Raw genomic sequence first — 14,377 nt, 5'->3', positions numbered from 1 at the left:
GTTGTCAGGCCGACAGAAATTCGCGCCAGCGGTGCACGATATGGGTATGCTCGTCCATGAACGTGTTCCACACCCTTGCGCCGCTCATCCGTTCGGCATGGGATCCCCCCTCGCGCCGGTGACCGGCGGGGACGCTGGGCTGGCCATAGGGGTCGGCGAGCGCGCGGGGCGCGGGCTGGCCCTCGTACCAGTATTCCCATTCGCCGGGCAAAAGGTGCTGTCGCACGCGGGCCGGAAACGTGGCGTAATATCCTTGCCGTGCCGCCGAGGCCCCAGCCCAGCCATTTTGCCACCAGTTCAGATAGGCATAGGCCATATCCAACGTCTCGCCCGCCGCTTCGGATGAAATGCACAGATCCGCATGCCAACCGCGCGACCCTTCGGCAGGGGTTCCGACGATGACCTCTTGTCCCAGCGAGCGCAGCCGAGTGACGCCGGGCGAGAAAATTGACTGGATCAGGGTGCCGCGTTGCACCAGCCGAGCCGAGTCCTCGAACGAAGACCACATGCCCTTGAAATGCCCGATCCGCTTTTTGTGCAGCAAAATATCGGCTACCTCGTCCACTTCGTCCAGCGTCAGGTTCCCGACGCTGCTGAACGCAGTGCCACGGGTGGCCTCAACAGCAAGGGCAGCCTCAATCATCCCCAGCACCGGGTCGTTGATCATCGCGACGCGGCCCTGAAGCCGGGGGTCCAGAAGCCAGCCCCAGCTTTCAGCCTCAGACCCGACAAGGTCGCGGACGGCGGGCGCATAGCCGAAACTGTCAAGCCCGTGCAAAAGCGGCAGCATCGACAGAAGGTTTGTCGGTGCTGGTCCAAGGCGGCCATCTGCCTGCACGAACAGCTTGTCGAACACCGTGTCGATGATGCGGCTTGGCCCGCTTCGACCGCGCGCGGCGGCCAAGATTTCCGACCCGTGATCCAGCCGGGCCACGTCGATTGGTTGGATACAGCGCGCAGTCCAGATCAGATCGACCGTGTGCCACTGGTGATACAGATCAAAGGTGTCAGGGCGGGTCACTACCCGCGCCAATCCATCGATGGAATCGATCATCTCAAAGCTGATCGGAAACCCCAGATCAGCCGCCGCCTGGTCACGGATCGGCTGGGTGACAAGCTCGCTGCGTGCGATGATCCGCAGGCCGGGGCGCGTGGTCTGCTTTGGGGACATGTCAGCCCACCCGTGTCAGATAAGGCGCCACCACCGGGTCTGTGAAGACCGACAGCACCTTCAGGCGCTCACGCGTGCGGGCGTGGTCGGCGTCCAGATGGTGGCGCAGGGCAGCCGCTGCGCCCTCGCTGTCGCCAAGGGCCAGATGGTCCAGAACCAGCCGGTGTTCGGTCAGCATGGCGGCCTCGTCATGCTGCACAACATGGGTCGCAAACAATCGGTTCACCCGCCGGCCCGAGCGCAGGTGCATCAGCACAGCCGCAAGCCGCCGGTTCGGCTGGTATGAGGTGCAGGTGTCGTGCAGGTCGGCCTCGATCAGGTCGATCTCGTCGGGCGGGCAGTTCGGGCGTGCCTTTGTCAATCGCTCTTGCATCGCAGGCAGCACGGCGCGGAGCATTGATGCGGCCTGAGCCAGTGCTGCGGGCTCCAGCAAGCGCCGCAAGGCATGTTCATCGTCCAGCATCCGGGCCGACAGCGGCCCGGCAATCCAGTGCGATGCCCTGTCCTTTCCGATTGCCCCCCGTTCCTGCAACCGCGACAGAACTTCTCGGGTGACGGTCCGGCTGACGCCGAAATGCGCGCCGATGGCGGTCTCCGAGATATGAAAGATACCAAAGGGAATACTGGCGGCGGTTGCCTCGGCCACTTCATCCAGAATGCGCTCCCATCCGGCGCGGACAAACACACCGGTCGCCGGGGCCAGATCAGGCAGCGGCAGGGTAAAGAGATTGGCTGCGTCCGGCTCTGCCAAGGATCCGTTGCCAACGATGTAGCCGGATCGTGCGTCCCGCGTCAGGTGTCCGGTCTCTGTCAGAAGCTCCAGCCCCCGCTTTACCGGCGACCGGCTGAGCGCCAGCCGGTCGGCAACGGCTGCGACCGTCAGCCGTGTTCCATCCGGCAAAAGGCCTGCGGCGATGCTGCCGCTGACCCAATCCTTGACGATATCAAAATAAGCCTTGTGCAAGCCAGACAGCCCTTTGCGCAAAAAGGTCCATTGATGGACTAGTCCGTGCTCCGCTTGATGGCAACAGGTGCTGATCGCCACCCCCGGAGCAGCCAGCTTTCCTCACATTCCGGTCGGCGACAATGCTGAAGAATTAAAGGGTGGCGCGACAGCACAGATCGGGAACCACACGTGCCTGCAGCGCGCAATGCACAAACGCGCGCTTTCACAAAATGACTGCATATTGGGCAGAGGAAGAAGCCGCCCGCCCGGAAAGCAGCAAATTGGCGTCCAATGGGGTGTTTGCGCGCCGAATCCTCAATCTATCGTCTTGCAGCACGGCATAGCGTGAATGGCGGAAAATGCGGGCGGCGTTGCTGGCTGAGGGGTTTGCTGCAAGCGTGCTTTGCAGCTTTGGGATTTGACGCTGGATCCGCCGCATTTGTGAAAAGGCCAGTGCGGGATTGTTCAAGATCATGCCTCCATCTGCGCCAAAGGTTTGCCAAGAGCTGGAGCCAGTGTTGATGAGGGATCTGCCCGAAACTGCCACCGAAATTGCCAGTTTGGTGACAAGCGGAACCATCAGGGTTGGCGATGCCTTGGCAAGAAGCCTGCACCGCGTGGCGCGTGACAATCCCGGACTAAACGCGATCATTCGGCTTAACCCACAGGCTTCGGCAGAGGTCACTGCGGTTCACCACCGTCTGCAGGCTGGTGAACTGCTGCCGCTTGCGGGGGTTCCTGTAGTGATAAAGGACAATCTTTGGGTGGCAGGATTGGCAATCACCCAAGGCTCGCAGCTTTTTGCAGATTTCGTGGCACCGACGGATGCGGTTGCCGTGGCGCGGTTGCGAGCAGCTGGTGCCATTATCCTCGGCATCGGCGCCACATCCGAATTTGCCTGCATCGGCGTCACAAACACGCAGCTGTATGGGATGACACGCAATCCGATTGATCCGTCACTGACGCCGGGAGGGTCATCGGGTGGACCCTCTGCGGCGGTGGCGGCAGGGTTTGCGCCGCTTGCACTGGGCACGGATGCAGGCGGGTCAACCCGCAGGCCACCGGCGCATGTGGGCGTGATCGGCTTCAAGCCCAGTCAGGATCTGGTTCCCTATGGGCCGGGCTTTGAGGAACCTGTCTGGGGGATTTCTGTCATTTGTCCGATTGCGCGCAACATGGTGGATATTGCGCTTGCGATGCGGGTTCTGACCGGGCAAAGCCTGATGTCCCAAATCGCTCGCCCGGCGCTTGCCTATGCCGCGCACTTTGGACTGGATCAGCCGTTGGATGCAGATGTGGCGCGCGTGACCGATAGCGCGGTGGACCGCCTTCGCCGGGCGGGTTACCCGGTGGAAACAGCAGCGCCTGTCTGGCCAGAGGGATCAGGCCGTGCGGATGTGGCGCCGTTGCAATGGGCGGGACTGGCTGCGTTATATGGTGCGGCGTTCCGGCACGATCCATCCCGGTTTGGCGACGGTATCGCGGATCAGATCATGCGCGGCCTTGGCCTGAGAGGGGTTGAAGTGGCGCAGGCGCATCAGGCCAGCCACCGCATGGGCGAAACGCTGCGCGCCTTTCTTGGGCGGCATCCCTTTGTGATTACGCCGACCACGCCCTGTCCGGCTTGGCCGGTCGAGGACGTGGCCCCCCGGTTCATCGGCGGGCTTGCGGCGTCGCCGCGCGATCATGCGGCGTTCACGTCGCAAGCTAACCATGCCGGATCGCCCGCGATCAGCCTGCCGTGCGGACACACCAGTACGGGCCTGCCGCTGGGCTTGCAGATCATGGCCGCACCCGGCGCCGATGCGGCCCTGTTGGCACTTGCGCAGGATGTGGCACCAATGCTGGCGGGGCAAGGCTGATGCGGATCCTGCTTGCCAACCCCAACATGACGCGGGCCATGACCGACAGCATGGCCTTGCTTGCAACGGCTGCCGTGCCGCCGGGGACCGAGGTTATTGCGCGCACAGCGCCGCGTGGATTTCCCTACATCTCATCTCTGGCCGAAGCGCAGATTGCTGGGGCGATCTGCCTTGAAATGCTGGCCGAGGCGCCGCCTGTCGATGCCGCCATAATTGCGGCTTTCGGTGACCCCGGCCTTGTCGCGGCGCGTGAGCTGTTTGATTTTCCTGTGGTCGGCATGGCCGAGGCTGCTATCCTGACTGCGGTCCAGTTGGGCGGGCGTTTTGCCATCGTGACCTTTACCCCGGCAATGACGCCTTGGTACATGGCCAGCGTGGCCGCACTTGGGATGGGCGCGCGTTGCCTTGGGGTGATCACCCCGGATGATCGGCAGGCGGTGCAGGTGGGCGATGTGGCGCATACCCGGCGCGCGGCGTTGCGTGATCTTGCGCTGGGCGTTGCGGAACAAGGGGCGGAGGTCATCATCTTCGGCGGAGCGCCGCTCGCCGGGCTGGCGCAGGATCTGGTGGATGATGTGCCGGCAATCCTTGTTGACCCGATCAAGGCGGCAGTGCGGCAGGCCTATGCTTTGGCCGGGCAGGGCGCGCGCCCGAAATCGCGACTGGCGCGGCCTTTGGCCAAGCATTCTACCGGTCTTGCGCCTGCTTTGGCGCGCCGCATTGCAAGGGAAGACTGACAAATGGGGCAAAAACCTGTGAGGGTGGGAATGCTGGTGCCATCATCGAATACGGTGCTGGAACCCTATACGTCGGCCATGTTTCAAGCGGTCGGGGACCGGGGATCCGTGCATTATGCCCGGTTCCGCGTGGTCGAGATTTCACTCTCGTCCGCGTCGCGTGGGCAGTTTGACCTCGGCCCCATCCTTGAAGCCGCAGAGCGACTTGCGGAAACTGAGCCGGATCTGATCGTGTGGAACGGCACATCGGCGTCATGGTTGGGGCTTGAGACCGACCACAGGCTATGTGCGGCCATCACGGAGCGGACCGGCGTGGCTGCGACGTCAACCAGTCTGGCGTTTGACGCGCTGTTTCAAGGCATGGGAATACGCCGGATCGCAGTTGTGACCCCGTATCTGCCCGAGATCCAGACGCGCATCGTGGCAAATCTTGCGCTGCGCGGCATTTCTGTGGTGGCAGAGGCGCATCTGTCCGACAAGGGCAACCATTCCTTCGCGGGCTACGGTCCCGATGTGGTGGCAGATCTTGTGCGAAAGGTGGCCTCAGCCGGGCCAGAAGCGATTGCCATCATCTGCACCAATTTTCGTGGGGCAGGAGTGGCGGAGATGCTGGAAGCAGACCTGACCATTCCCGTCTTTGATTCCGTGGCGGTGACGGCGGCCTATGCGATGCACGCGACGGGACTGGACCCATCTTTGGTGCGCGGTTGGGGCAGCGTCTTTCAGCGGACGACAGATTTTATCTGATCTCTTTTGCGGGTTGCTCAAAAAGGCGTCAACAGCGCGAAAATCTGACGAACATTGCGCCGCAGTGCGGCATGAGGCGTCAGAAAGGGCCAGATGCACCGAAATCTTCTGTTCGCGAATCGTTCAGAGATATTTTGTTAGTCTCAGCGCAGAGAGGGTGAAACCACCCTTTTAGACACCCTCTTCTCAAGGTTGGCGTGCCGAACTCGTCAAAAGAGACTTAGGTCGACGGTTCTGCGGCGTTTGCGTGTGCACCCTCGACTTGGCCTTGTGACGTAACAGAGGGGTCAAGATTATGTGCGACAGATGTGGAAACACACACGAAAAAATCATGGAAGCCTCGCGACGTGGGTTTCTGAAAACGGGCTTTGGCGCGTTGGCGGCAGTGGCATTGCCGTCGGGCGTTGTGCAGTTGATGGGCGCAGGCGCTGCCTTTGCGGCGGACCCCACCACGGTAAAGGCCACCCATGGTTCGGGCCTTTGCAACCTGGGCATTTTCCTTGCCAAGGAACGCAAACTGGCCGAAGCCGATGGCGTCAATCTGGAATTTGTCGTGGCCCCGACCACCACGGATGTGGTCACGCTGTTTGGCGCCGGGATCGTCGATGTCTCGGTTATCCCGTATTCCAACTTCCTGACGCTGGTCGATCAGGGTGCCCCGGTCAAGATCGTGGCAGGCGCGGGCGTGCAGGGTTGCGTTCTGGTGGCGGCCGAAGGCATCACCACGGCCGAAGATATGAAGGGCAAGTCAATCGGCACCTTCCAGGCCGACACGCTGGAAGTGATGCCCTATGACTATCTGGTGAAGGCGGGGCTGTCCTTTGCCGATGTTGACGTAAAGTACTTCAACACTTCGCCTGAACTGGCGGCGGCTTTCATCGCGGGCGCGATTGATGCGGTCTGCCACATTGAACCCTATGCCACCCAATGCCTGACCGAACGGGCCGGATCGTCGGTGCTGTCGGACGGGATTGATCTTTACGGTGCGGGTTATTCCGACTGCGTTCTTGCTGCTGCCACACCGCTGATCGAAAGCAACCCCGAGGCGGTGAAGGCGCTGATCAAGGCCATGATGACCGCACAATCGCAGGCCGAAGCCGATGTGGGCGCCGCCTTGGAGCAGACAGTCGGCACCTATTACAAAACGTCCATTGAGGCGCTGACGCTGGCCCAATCGCGCCAGCCCATCATGATTGACCAACGCCTGAACACCCAGTTCTTCAAGGACCGCTCTGCGTCAATGCAGGCCATGGGCTATGTGAGGAACCTTGTGCCCGATGATGCCGTGGACTGGAGCCTGCTTGAGGCGGTCATTGCTGAAAACGCTGACCTTTACGCCGGACTCAAACTGAAATCGGCATAAGGAGGGCTTCCCGGAATGAGCGACAATACCTTTCAGACGGGCGCCATAGTGCGCAAGCGAAAGCCAGTGTTTGCAGCGCGGTGGGTTGCTGCGGCGCAGGCCACCGGGTGGGCCGTGATGTCCATCGGTTTGTTTGTCGCTTTTTGGGAATTTGCTTGGTGGCGGGGCTGGGCGAACCCGCTGTTGCTTCCGCCACCGCATATCTTTCTGGCAAACCTGACCGACCAGTTCCGGTTCTTTGATCCGAACGGTCAGCGGATCGGCGCCTTGTCAACGGGCGGATCGATCTGGTCGGTGCTGGGCGTCATCGGGTGGTCGTCGATGCGGGTTTTTCTGGGGCTGCTGATCGGTTTCACAGCGTCGCTGATCGTCGGGGTCGGTATCCGCTACTTCAACATCTTTGGCAAATTGACCCTTCCACTGATCACGATGCTGGCGCCGATCTCGCCCGTGGCCTGGCTGCCGGTGGCGATTTTCGTCTTTGGCATCGGGAATACGCCGGCGATCTTTCTGGTCTTCATCTCGATCTTCTTCGTGATGGTGCTGGCGACGCTGTCGCAGATTGATGCGGTGCCCAAGCACTACATCCAGCTGGCCCGCGTGATGGGGGCGTCAAAGCGTCAGATATTCCTGCGGGTGATCCTGCCTGCCATTCTGCCGGGGTTGTTCGTGACACTTCGTATGAACCTGTTTGGCGCGTGGATGGTGGTCTTGATCGCCGAAGCTGTGGGCGTGGGATCGGGTCTTGGGCAGGTGACCATGATGGCGCGCAACACGTTCAACGCGAGCCTCGTCTTCTTCACCATGACGCTGATCGGCCTGACAGGGTTTCTGTTCGATCAGGCGCTGCGGCTTATTCAGCGCAAGGTTCTGTGGTGGATCGGTCCGTCAAACATAGGGGCGCTGTAAATGCTGGGATTATCAATCACCAACGTATCCAAGGTCTGGAACCCGAAGGGGCCAAACCCGGTGCCCGCAGTCACCAACCTGACGCTGGACGTGGCTTTGGGCGAATTTGTTGTGCTGTTGGGGCCTTCGGGATGTGGGAAAAGCTCATTGCTCTACATCGTGGCGGGGCTGGAGGATGCGACCTCGGGCAAAGTGACATTTGACGGCTTGCCGGTCACCCAACCATCGCCTGAACGCAGCTTGATTTTTCAGGAGGCATCGCTTTTTCCATGGCTGTCGGTGCGTGAAAACGTGGGCTTTGGCCTGGCGATCCGCGGCAAGACACCCCTTGAGCGCAAAGAAAAGGTTGACGCTCTGTTGCGGATGGTGGGGCTTGGCGGTGCTGGCGACCGGCGACCGGATGAGCTGTCTGGCGGCATGCGGCAACGCGCGGCATTGGCGCGGGCGCTGGCGATGGACCCCAAGGTCTTGTTGATGGACGAACCCTTTGCCGCCCTCGACATCCAGACGCGGGCCCGGATGCAGGACCATCTGCTTCAGATCTGGCAAGCCTCTGGCGCGTCCGTGCTGCTGGTGACCCATTCGATTGACGAGGCGCTGGCTCTTGCTGACCGGATCGTCGTGTTCACGGCCCGCCCCGGCCAGATCAAGGCCGAAATCACAGTCGATGCCCCGCGCCCGCGCGATCTGCGTAGCCCCGAAATGATCGACCTTGCCCGCCGCTGCGAAGCACTGCTGGCGGAAGAGGTGACAAAGGCCTTCAAGGAACAGGAATTGCTATGACCGTCCAAATAACTTCGGCCCGCTGGATCGTGACAGGCGCCAAAAACGCCACCGAACCCGACATCATCGAACATGCCGCATTGGCGCATGAGGATGGGCAGATCCTTGCCGTGGGCCCGGCTGACACCATCCGCGCCGCCTATCCCGGTGCGCCGGAAACCCGCTATGGCAATCATCTGATGATGCCGGGGCTGGTCAACAGCCACCACCATCTGGGCGTCACGCCCTTGCAACACGGGGCGCCGGATTTTGCGCTGGAACTGTGGTTTGCAGCACGTCTGACCATGCGCGACATCGACCCCATGCTGGACACGCTTTATGCGGCGTTCGAGATGATCTCGACCGGGGTGACCACCGTGCAGCACATTCAGGGCTGGGCGCCTGGCACCTATCAAGAGGTGCTTGCCTCGGCCTCGGGTGTGCTTGACGGGTATCGCGCCGTTGGGATGCGGGTGTCTTATTGCTATGCGGTGCGCGAACAGAACCGTTTTGTCTATGAGGCAGACGAGGATTTCGTGCGCCGCCTGCCGCCCCATCTGGCAGGCCCGATGGCCGAAGTGTATGCCCGCCAGAAGATGTCATTTTCCGAGTTCATGGATCTGTTTGACGCACTGACGGTGGCCAATACCAACCCGCGCGCGCGTATCCAGCTTGCGCCGGCCAACCTGCACTGGATGACGGATGATGGTTTGCTGGCGATGAAGGAACGGTCGGATGCTACCGGCATGCCGATGCATATGCACGTTCTGGAAACCGCCTACCAAAAGGAATACGCGCGCCGCCGTACTGGAACAACAGCGGTTAAGCATCTCGAAAAGCTGGGGATTCTGGGGCCGAAGCTGACGCTTGGTCACGGGGTCTGGATGACCGAAGAAGATATTGAGATCTGTGCCGGAACCGGCACCTGTGTGTGCCACAACTGTTCATCGAACTTCCGCCTGCGGTCGGGCGTTCTGCCGCTTATGGAACTGCAAAAGCGTGGCATCACTGTTGGCATGGGCATGGACGAGGCTGGCATCAACGAAGACCGCGACATGTTGCAGGAAATGCGCATGGCGCTGACGGTGCACCGCGTTCCGGGAATGGATCATGCCGATGTGCCAACGGCGACACAGGTCTTGCGCATGGCATCCGAACACGGCGCAATGACCACGTCATTCGGTGCCGAGATCGGGCGGCTGGACCCGGGGCGTCGCTTTGATGCCGTGGTGCTGGATTACGCGACGGCCACTTGGCCCTATCAAGATACGGATATCCCTCCGCTGGACGCGATGATCTACCGCGCTAAGGCCAAGGATGTGCATGCCGTGCTGGTGGATGGCGAGGTCATCTTCAAGGACGGCAGCTTTACCCGGATCGATCACAAGGCCATTCTGGAGCAGATCGCCGAGGTTTTTGCCAAACCACGCAGCGACTCGGAGGCACAGCGCCGTTGGCTGCGCCACGAGATATTCCCTGAAGTGGAAAAATTTTACGCAGGCTATCTGACCGCAGAACCCGAGCGCGTGCCGTTTTACAAGTCCAGTTCCAGGACCTGAGTCGCACAACAGGCTGCGAGGGGAGGCGAGAAAAACTTGAAAACCTTTTTCAGAAACGTCTGCCTGCTGGATGGCACGGCGACCGAAGGCGTGTCGCCGCCGATCAACCTGCGGGTGACAGAGGGGGTCATTGCAGAGATCGGATCTGACCTGATGCCAAACGCGGACGAGGCGGTGATCGAAGGGCAGGGTGATCTGTTGATGCCCGGTCTGGTCAACGGGCATTTCCATTCCTCGGTCAATCACATGAAGGGACGGCTGCCCGGCATGCCGCTGGAAATCTTCATGCTGTATGAATGCCCGGAACTGAATACGCTGCGCCCGACCCCGCGCGAAGCGTATCTGCGCACCATGCTTGGCTGCATCGAGATGCTGGAAACCGGCACAACGGCGGTACAGGACGATTGCTTTTTTGTGCCCGAACCCGAGCCCGACATTATGGATGCGGTGATGCAGGCCTATGCCGACAGCGGCATTCGCGCGCGGCTGGCGATTGATCAGCCCGAAGTGCCGGAACTCGACAAGCTGCCGTTTTTGTCCGAACAACTGCCCCCGTCGCTGAAAGCCGAACTGTCGCGCCCCGCCCGCGTGGGGCAGACGGAAATGCGGGCGCTTTACCGGCATCTGATCGACCGCTGGCATGGCGCGGCGGATGGCAGGTTGCAAGCGGCAGTGTCGATCTCTGCTCCGCAGCGGGTGACGCCAGAGTATTTCGCCGAACTGGATGAGGTCAGCCGAACCCATGACCTGCCGTTTTATGCCCATATGCTGGAAACGCGGTTGCAGCGCGTGTTCGGGCAGGAACGGCTGGAGGGGCGGTCGCTGGTCCGGTACACGGCCGATCTGGGCCTGTTGTCGGACCGGATGAACATTATCCATGCGATCTGGATCGACGAGCCCGACATGGACCTGATCGCCGCTTCGAATGCCACGGTGGCCCATAACCCCAACAGCAACCTGCGGCTTGGCAGTGGCATCATGCCGTTTCGCGCGCTGCGCGACCGGGGGGTGAACATTTGCCTTGGCGTTGATGAGGCGATTGCTGACGATGCTGTGAACATGTGGCTCGTGATGAAAACCGCAGGCATGATCCATTCTCTGACCGAGCCGGACTGGCTGCGCTGGCCGCAGGCGGCGGAAATTCTGGCGGCGGCCACGGTGGGCGGGGGAGTGGCGATGCGGGTTCCGGGACTGGGGCGGCTGGAGGTGGGTGCGCCTGCCGACCTTAACCTGATCGACCTGTCGGCACTTGCCTATCTGCCGCTGAACAATGCGGCACGCCAGCTGGTGCATTGCGAAACTGGATCTTCGGTTCGGCTGACCATGGTGGCGGGGCGTGTGGTGGCAAAGTCTGGCAGGGTCTGCCATCTGGACCGCGCCGGGTTGCTGGCAGAGGCTGCAGAGTGCCTTGGTGCCAAGCGCCGCGCCGTGGAAGCGGCAGCAGTCCAGATGGACGGCCGCCTGCCGTTTTACCGCGACATGTATCTGCGGGCGATGCGGACCCCGGTGCCAATGGTCCGGCGGATTGAAAGTGCAGATCCAAGCTGCAAGGTGTTCTAGCCTGAAAGGCCCGCGGCCTGTGCCAGCACGCGCAGGCCCGCCACCAGATCGTCTTCGGCCGTGTCTTCTTCAAAGGCATGGCTGATCCCTCCGATTGAGGGCACAAACAGCATCGCCACCGGCATCAGCCGCGCCACATTAGTGGCATCATGCAGCGCACCCGACGGCATCTGCCGCCAGCGCCCGGGTGCGACGTCTTTGGCCGCTGCCTCGAGCCGGGCGCGCAGGGCAGGGGCCATAGCCACGGGTTCAAGGCCCAGTACCGCCCCGGATTCCAGCCCAAGGCCCACCTCGGCCACTACCTCTGCCAGCGCGGTCTCGATCACGGACTGCATCCGGTCCAGCCTGTCCCTGTTCCCGTCGCGCCATTGCATCGAAAACCGCACCTGCCCCGGCACGATCGAGGAAGCATTGGGCGCCAGCGCGACATGGCCAATCGTCCACACCGATTGCGGGGTGACCACGTTTTGCAGTCGGTCGTTCAGGCGCGCGTTAAAGGCTGACAGACCCTGAAACGCATCGCGCCGCAGCGCCATCGGCGTGGTGCCCGCATGGTTTTGCTGCCCGGTCAGCGTTACCATCATTTCGCGATACCCCACGATATCGGTCACCACACCGATCTGCTCACCTGCGGCATCCAGCGTCGGCCCCTGCTCGATATGCAATTCGATAAAGCCTGAGAACTGCGCCGGGTCCACATCGGCGCCCACCCTGTCCCCCATCGCCGTCCGTGCCTGCGCCAGTGTGATGCCATTGGTGTCAGTTGCCGCGTCGGCTTCGGTCAAGGTCATCAGACCCGACCAAACCGCCGACCCAGTGGTGCCGCCGAACCGGCCTTCCTCATCCTGAAACGATACGACAGAAATCGCAGGTCCGCCCATTTCTCGTGCTGTGCGGGCCACTTCCAAGGCCGCAACAACCCCCAGCGCACCATCCAGCCACCCACCCGTTGGCTGCGTGTCGGAATGCGATCCCAGCAGCAAAGAGCGCCCTTCTGCAAGACCAAAGAGGTTGCCCATTGCGTCGAACCGCACAGTCAACCCGGCCTCGTCCATCTGATTGGCCAGCCAATCCCGCGCGGCGATGTCCTCATGAGAATAGGCTGGTCGGATGACGCCGGAACCCTGCGCTCCGAAGCTGCGCAGATGGTGCAGATCAGACAAAAAACGGGAAGTATTTATCAAGGACGTCTCACTTATGTGGCTGCTGGCACAAGCTTAGGAATTTGGCTTGGTCTTGAAAAGGCCTGAAAACAGCAGCGATGGCTTGCAAAAGGACCAATATTCAGTCTTGATCCGCGCAACAGGCCCGGCGACCCCACTTGCGAATGCCCGCTTTCTGGTCATCGCGACCGACAGCCGCCTGGATGCCCAAGTGAAACTGCCTGCCACTAGCGAAATGCCGCGCTGCGCCCCTTCGCATACTTTCGGGGCCGGGGAGGAACCATCGGGAGGGAGGCCTGCATCGAAGGCCGCCGAGACGACCATTCTCGCTGTCGAATATTGCCATCCAAAGGGCATGCTCAGGTTCACTTCAGAAAATCGTCTACGAATTCGGAGACCGGCGTGATGCCAGCTCCACGCAGATGATCGTGGGTGCGGGTGCATGCTATGTACAGCAGATGTCGCTCTGTGTTGTTGACCTCCTCGAGGTCAGCATCGTCCGCGGTGTCGGACGCACGCATGAGTGAAATGCTAACGTCGATCACGACCGGGTTCAATCGTTCTCTGCGCATCGAGTCGATCCAATCCGCCAGAACGGCATGGTGCAGATCAAGACCCGTCCGCGCCAGACTCTGGCTCTGGCGATACAGATGCGCTGATCGGGCTTGGCGCAAGCCGTCGACGTTTGGACGATGTTCCTCGTCGCAACTGATCAGGGAATTCATGCGATGGAGTTCTTCGTAGGTCTCGACGTGTCGCTCGACGAAACCCACATCCGCGGTGTCGATGAGGGGTAATCTCCCCCGAATTTAAGGGGGTGACGATGAGCAATCTTTTCTGGTTGACAGAAGCACAGATGGCCCGGCTTCGACCGTTTTTCCCGAAGAGCTATGGCGTGCCTCGTATCGATGACCGGCGCGTGCTTAGTGGCATTATCCTCATCAATCGCAATGGCTTGTGGTGGCCTGATGCTCCGAAGGAATATGGCCCGCCGAAGACGCTCTACAACCGATGGAAGCGATGGGGTGACATGGGCGTCTTTGCCCGGATGATGGAAGGGTTGGCCTCCGAGGCGGCAGTTCCGAAGATGGTGATGATCGATGCGACCTATCTGAAGGCACAGCCGTTGCCCGGCAGCACGTGCAAGGCATGTGCGAGAGGGGCACGGCGACCAGCCTGCGGGTGAAAACGTATGGCCCGCCCCGGCTGCAAGAACTGATTTTCTGACGGTGTGAACAGTCTGCAAAACGTATCCGGCAGCAAAAGCCGCGTCGTCTTCATCGCCCGCGACCTGCCGCGCGACGTGCTGCTGGACAGTCCGGAGGTCTTGAAAACATGACTGGTCATGCACGGCCTTTATGTATGTGTCGGCTGCTGTTCGCAATTGAGAATTTGGCACGACTTCGGAAATCGCTCATATGTATCCGGCCTGTTGATCGGCTCGCGGGCCGTGGCCTTGATGGGGTTACGCACGCGCCTTGGTCTCATTAGCGGCAAGGTCCTTGCTGACCATAAGGGCCGTCAGACTCTGGGGGCGTATTTTCTCCGTTCCATGCTGTCCTCTCTGTCGCGAACTCCTTTTGGCCGTGGAAAGCGTC

General features: G+C 61.2%; 14 protein-coding genes and 1 pseudogene. 10 read left to right on the top strand and 5 right to left on the bottom strand.

Going from position 1 to position 14,377, the window contains the following annotated elements:
* Positions 1 to 4: 4 nt before the first annotated feature.
* The 3 genes from Q8K08_RS02820 to Q8K08_RS02810 form a co-directional block, all read right to left on the bottom strand.
* Complete coding sequence (locus Q8K08_RS02820) at positions 5 to 1,171, bottom strand: PotD/PotF family extracellular solute-binding protein (protein WP_304800088.1); 1,167 nt, start codon at positions 1,169 to 1,171, stop codon at positions 5 to 7.
* Between the two features lies 1 nt (position 1,172).
* Complete coding sequence (locus tag Q8K08_RS02815) at positions 1,173 to 2,135, bottom strand: GntR family transcriptional regulator (RefSeq protein ID WP_304800090.1); 963 nt, start codon at positions 2,133 to 2,135, stop codon at positions 1,173 to 1,175.
* 205 nt (positions 2,136 to 2,340) lie between these two features.
* Positions 2,341 to 2,592, bottom strand: coding sequence for a hypothetical protein (locus Q8K08_RS02810; protein WP_305249149.1), 252 nt, complete (start codon positions 2,590 to 2,592; stop codon positions 2,341 to 2,343).
* Positions 2,593 to 2,638: 46 nt separating this feature from the next.
* On the opposite strand from Q8K08_RS02810, the gene Q8K08_RS02805 reads away from it, so the two are divergent.
* The 8 genes from Q8K08_RS02805 to Q8K08_RS02770 all read left to right on the top strand — a co-directional run bounded on the left by Q8K08_RS02805 (position 2,639) and on the right by Q8K08_RS02770 (position 11,616).
* Positions 2,639 to 3,979, top strand: a complete 1,341-nt coding sequence (locus Q8K08_RS02805) for an amidase (RefSeq protein ID WP_305249148.1) — start codon at positions 2,639 to 2,641, stop codon at positions 3,977 to 3,979.
* A complete protein-coding gene (locus Q8K08_RS02800; RefSeq protein ID WP_304800096.1) occupies positions 3,979 to 4,716 on the top strand; it encodes an aspartate/glutamate racemase family protein in 738 nt (245 codons plus the stop codon). The genes Q8K08_RS02805 and Q8K08_RS02800 overlap by 1 nt, the downstream gene beginning before the upstream one ends.
* Positions 4,717 to 4,746: 30 nt before the next feature.
* Positions 4,747 to 5,463 (top strand): aspartate/glutamate racemase family protein, encoded by a 717-nt coding sequence (locus Q8K08_RS02795; RefSeq protein ID WP_305249147.1) that lies wholly within the window; start codon positions 4,747 to 4,749, stop codon positions 5,461 to 5,463.
* 331 nt (positions 5,464 to 5,794) lie between these two features.
* Positions 5,795 to 6,826, top strand: coding sequence for an ABC transporter substrate-binding protein (locus tag Q8K08_RS02790; RefSeq protein ID WP_304800100.1), 1,032 nt, complete (start codon positions 5,795 to 5,797; stop codon positions 6,824 to 6,826).
* Positions 6,827 to 6,841: 15 nt separating this feature from the next.
* Positions 6,842 to 7,735, top strand: coding sequence for an ABC transporter permease (locus Q8K08_RS02785; protein ID WP_305249146.1), 894 nt, complete (start codon positions 6,842 to 6,844; stop codon positions 7,733 to 7,735).
* Entirely contained in the window at positions 7,736 to 8,518 is a 783-nt protein-coding gene (locus Q8K08_RS02780) for an ABC transporter ATP-binding protein (protein ID WP_305249145.1), read from the top strand. It abuts the gene before it with no gap.
* Positions 8,515 to 10,056, top strand: coding sequence for an amidohydrolase family protein (locus Q8K08_RS02775; protein WP_304797123.1), 1,542 nt, complete (start codon positions 8,515 to 8,517; stop codon positions 10,054 to 10,056). The genes Q8K08_RS02780 and Q8K08_RS02775 overlap by 4 nt, the downstream gene beginning before the upstream one ends.
* Before the next feature lie 36 nt (positions 10,057 to 10,092).
* Positions 10,093 to 11,616, top strand: a complete 1,524-nt coding sequence (locus tag Q8K08_RS02770) for an amidohydrolase family protein (protein ID WP_305249144.1) — start codon at positions 10,093 to 10,095, stop codon at positions 11,614 to 11,616.
* Here Q8K08_RS02770 and Q8K08_RS02765 read toward each other — a convergent pair.
* On the bottom strand, positions 11,613 to 12,779 hold the full coding sequence (locus tag Q8K08_RS02765; RefSeq protein WP_305249143.1) for a hydantoinase/carbamoylase family amidase: 1,167 nt from the start codon (positions 12,777 to 12,779) through the stop codon (positions 11,613 to 11,615). The two genes, Q8K08_RS02770 and Q8K08_RS02765, sit on opposite strands and share 4 nt — an antisense overlap.
* 365 nt (positions 12,780 to 13,144) lie before the next feature.
* Positions 13,145 to 13,504, bottom strand: coding sequence for a hypothetical protein (locus tag Q8K08_RS02760; RefSeq protein WP_305249142.1), 360 nt, complete (start codon positions 13,502 to 13,504; stop codon positions 13,145 to 13,147).
* Positions 13,505 to 13,602: 98 nt separating this feature from the next.
* On the opposite strand from Q8K08_RS02760, the pseudogene Q8K08_RS02755 reads away from it, so the two are divergent.
* Together Q8K08_RS02755 and Q8K08_RS02750 are read left to right on the top strand one after the other, a co-directional pair.
* Positions 13,603 to 13,899, top strand: a pseudogene (locus tag Q8K08_RS02755) (transposase); the annotation flags it as partial.
* Positions 13,900 to 14,124: 225 nt separating this feature from the next.
* On the top strand, positions 14,125 to 14,377 hold a 253-nt coding region (locus Q8K08_RS02750), incomplete at its 3' end, for a hypothetical protein (protein ID WP_305249141.1).

This window comes from Pseudotabrizicola sp., from assembly GCF_030684215.1.
Classification (GTDB): Bacteria; Pseudomonadota; Alphaproteobacteria; order Rhodobacterales; family Rhodobacteraceae; genus Pseudotabrizicola.
This window is presented reverse-complemented; position numbering and strand designations above follow the sequence as displayed.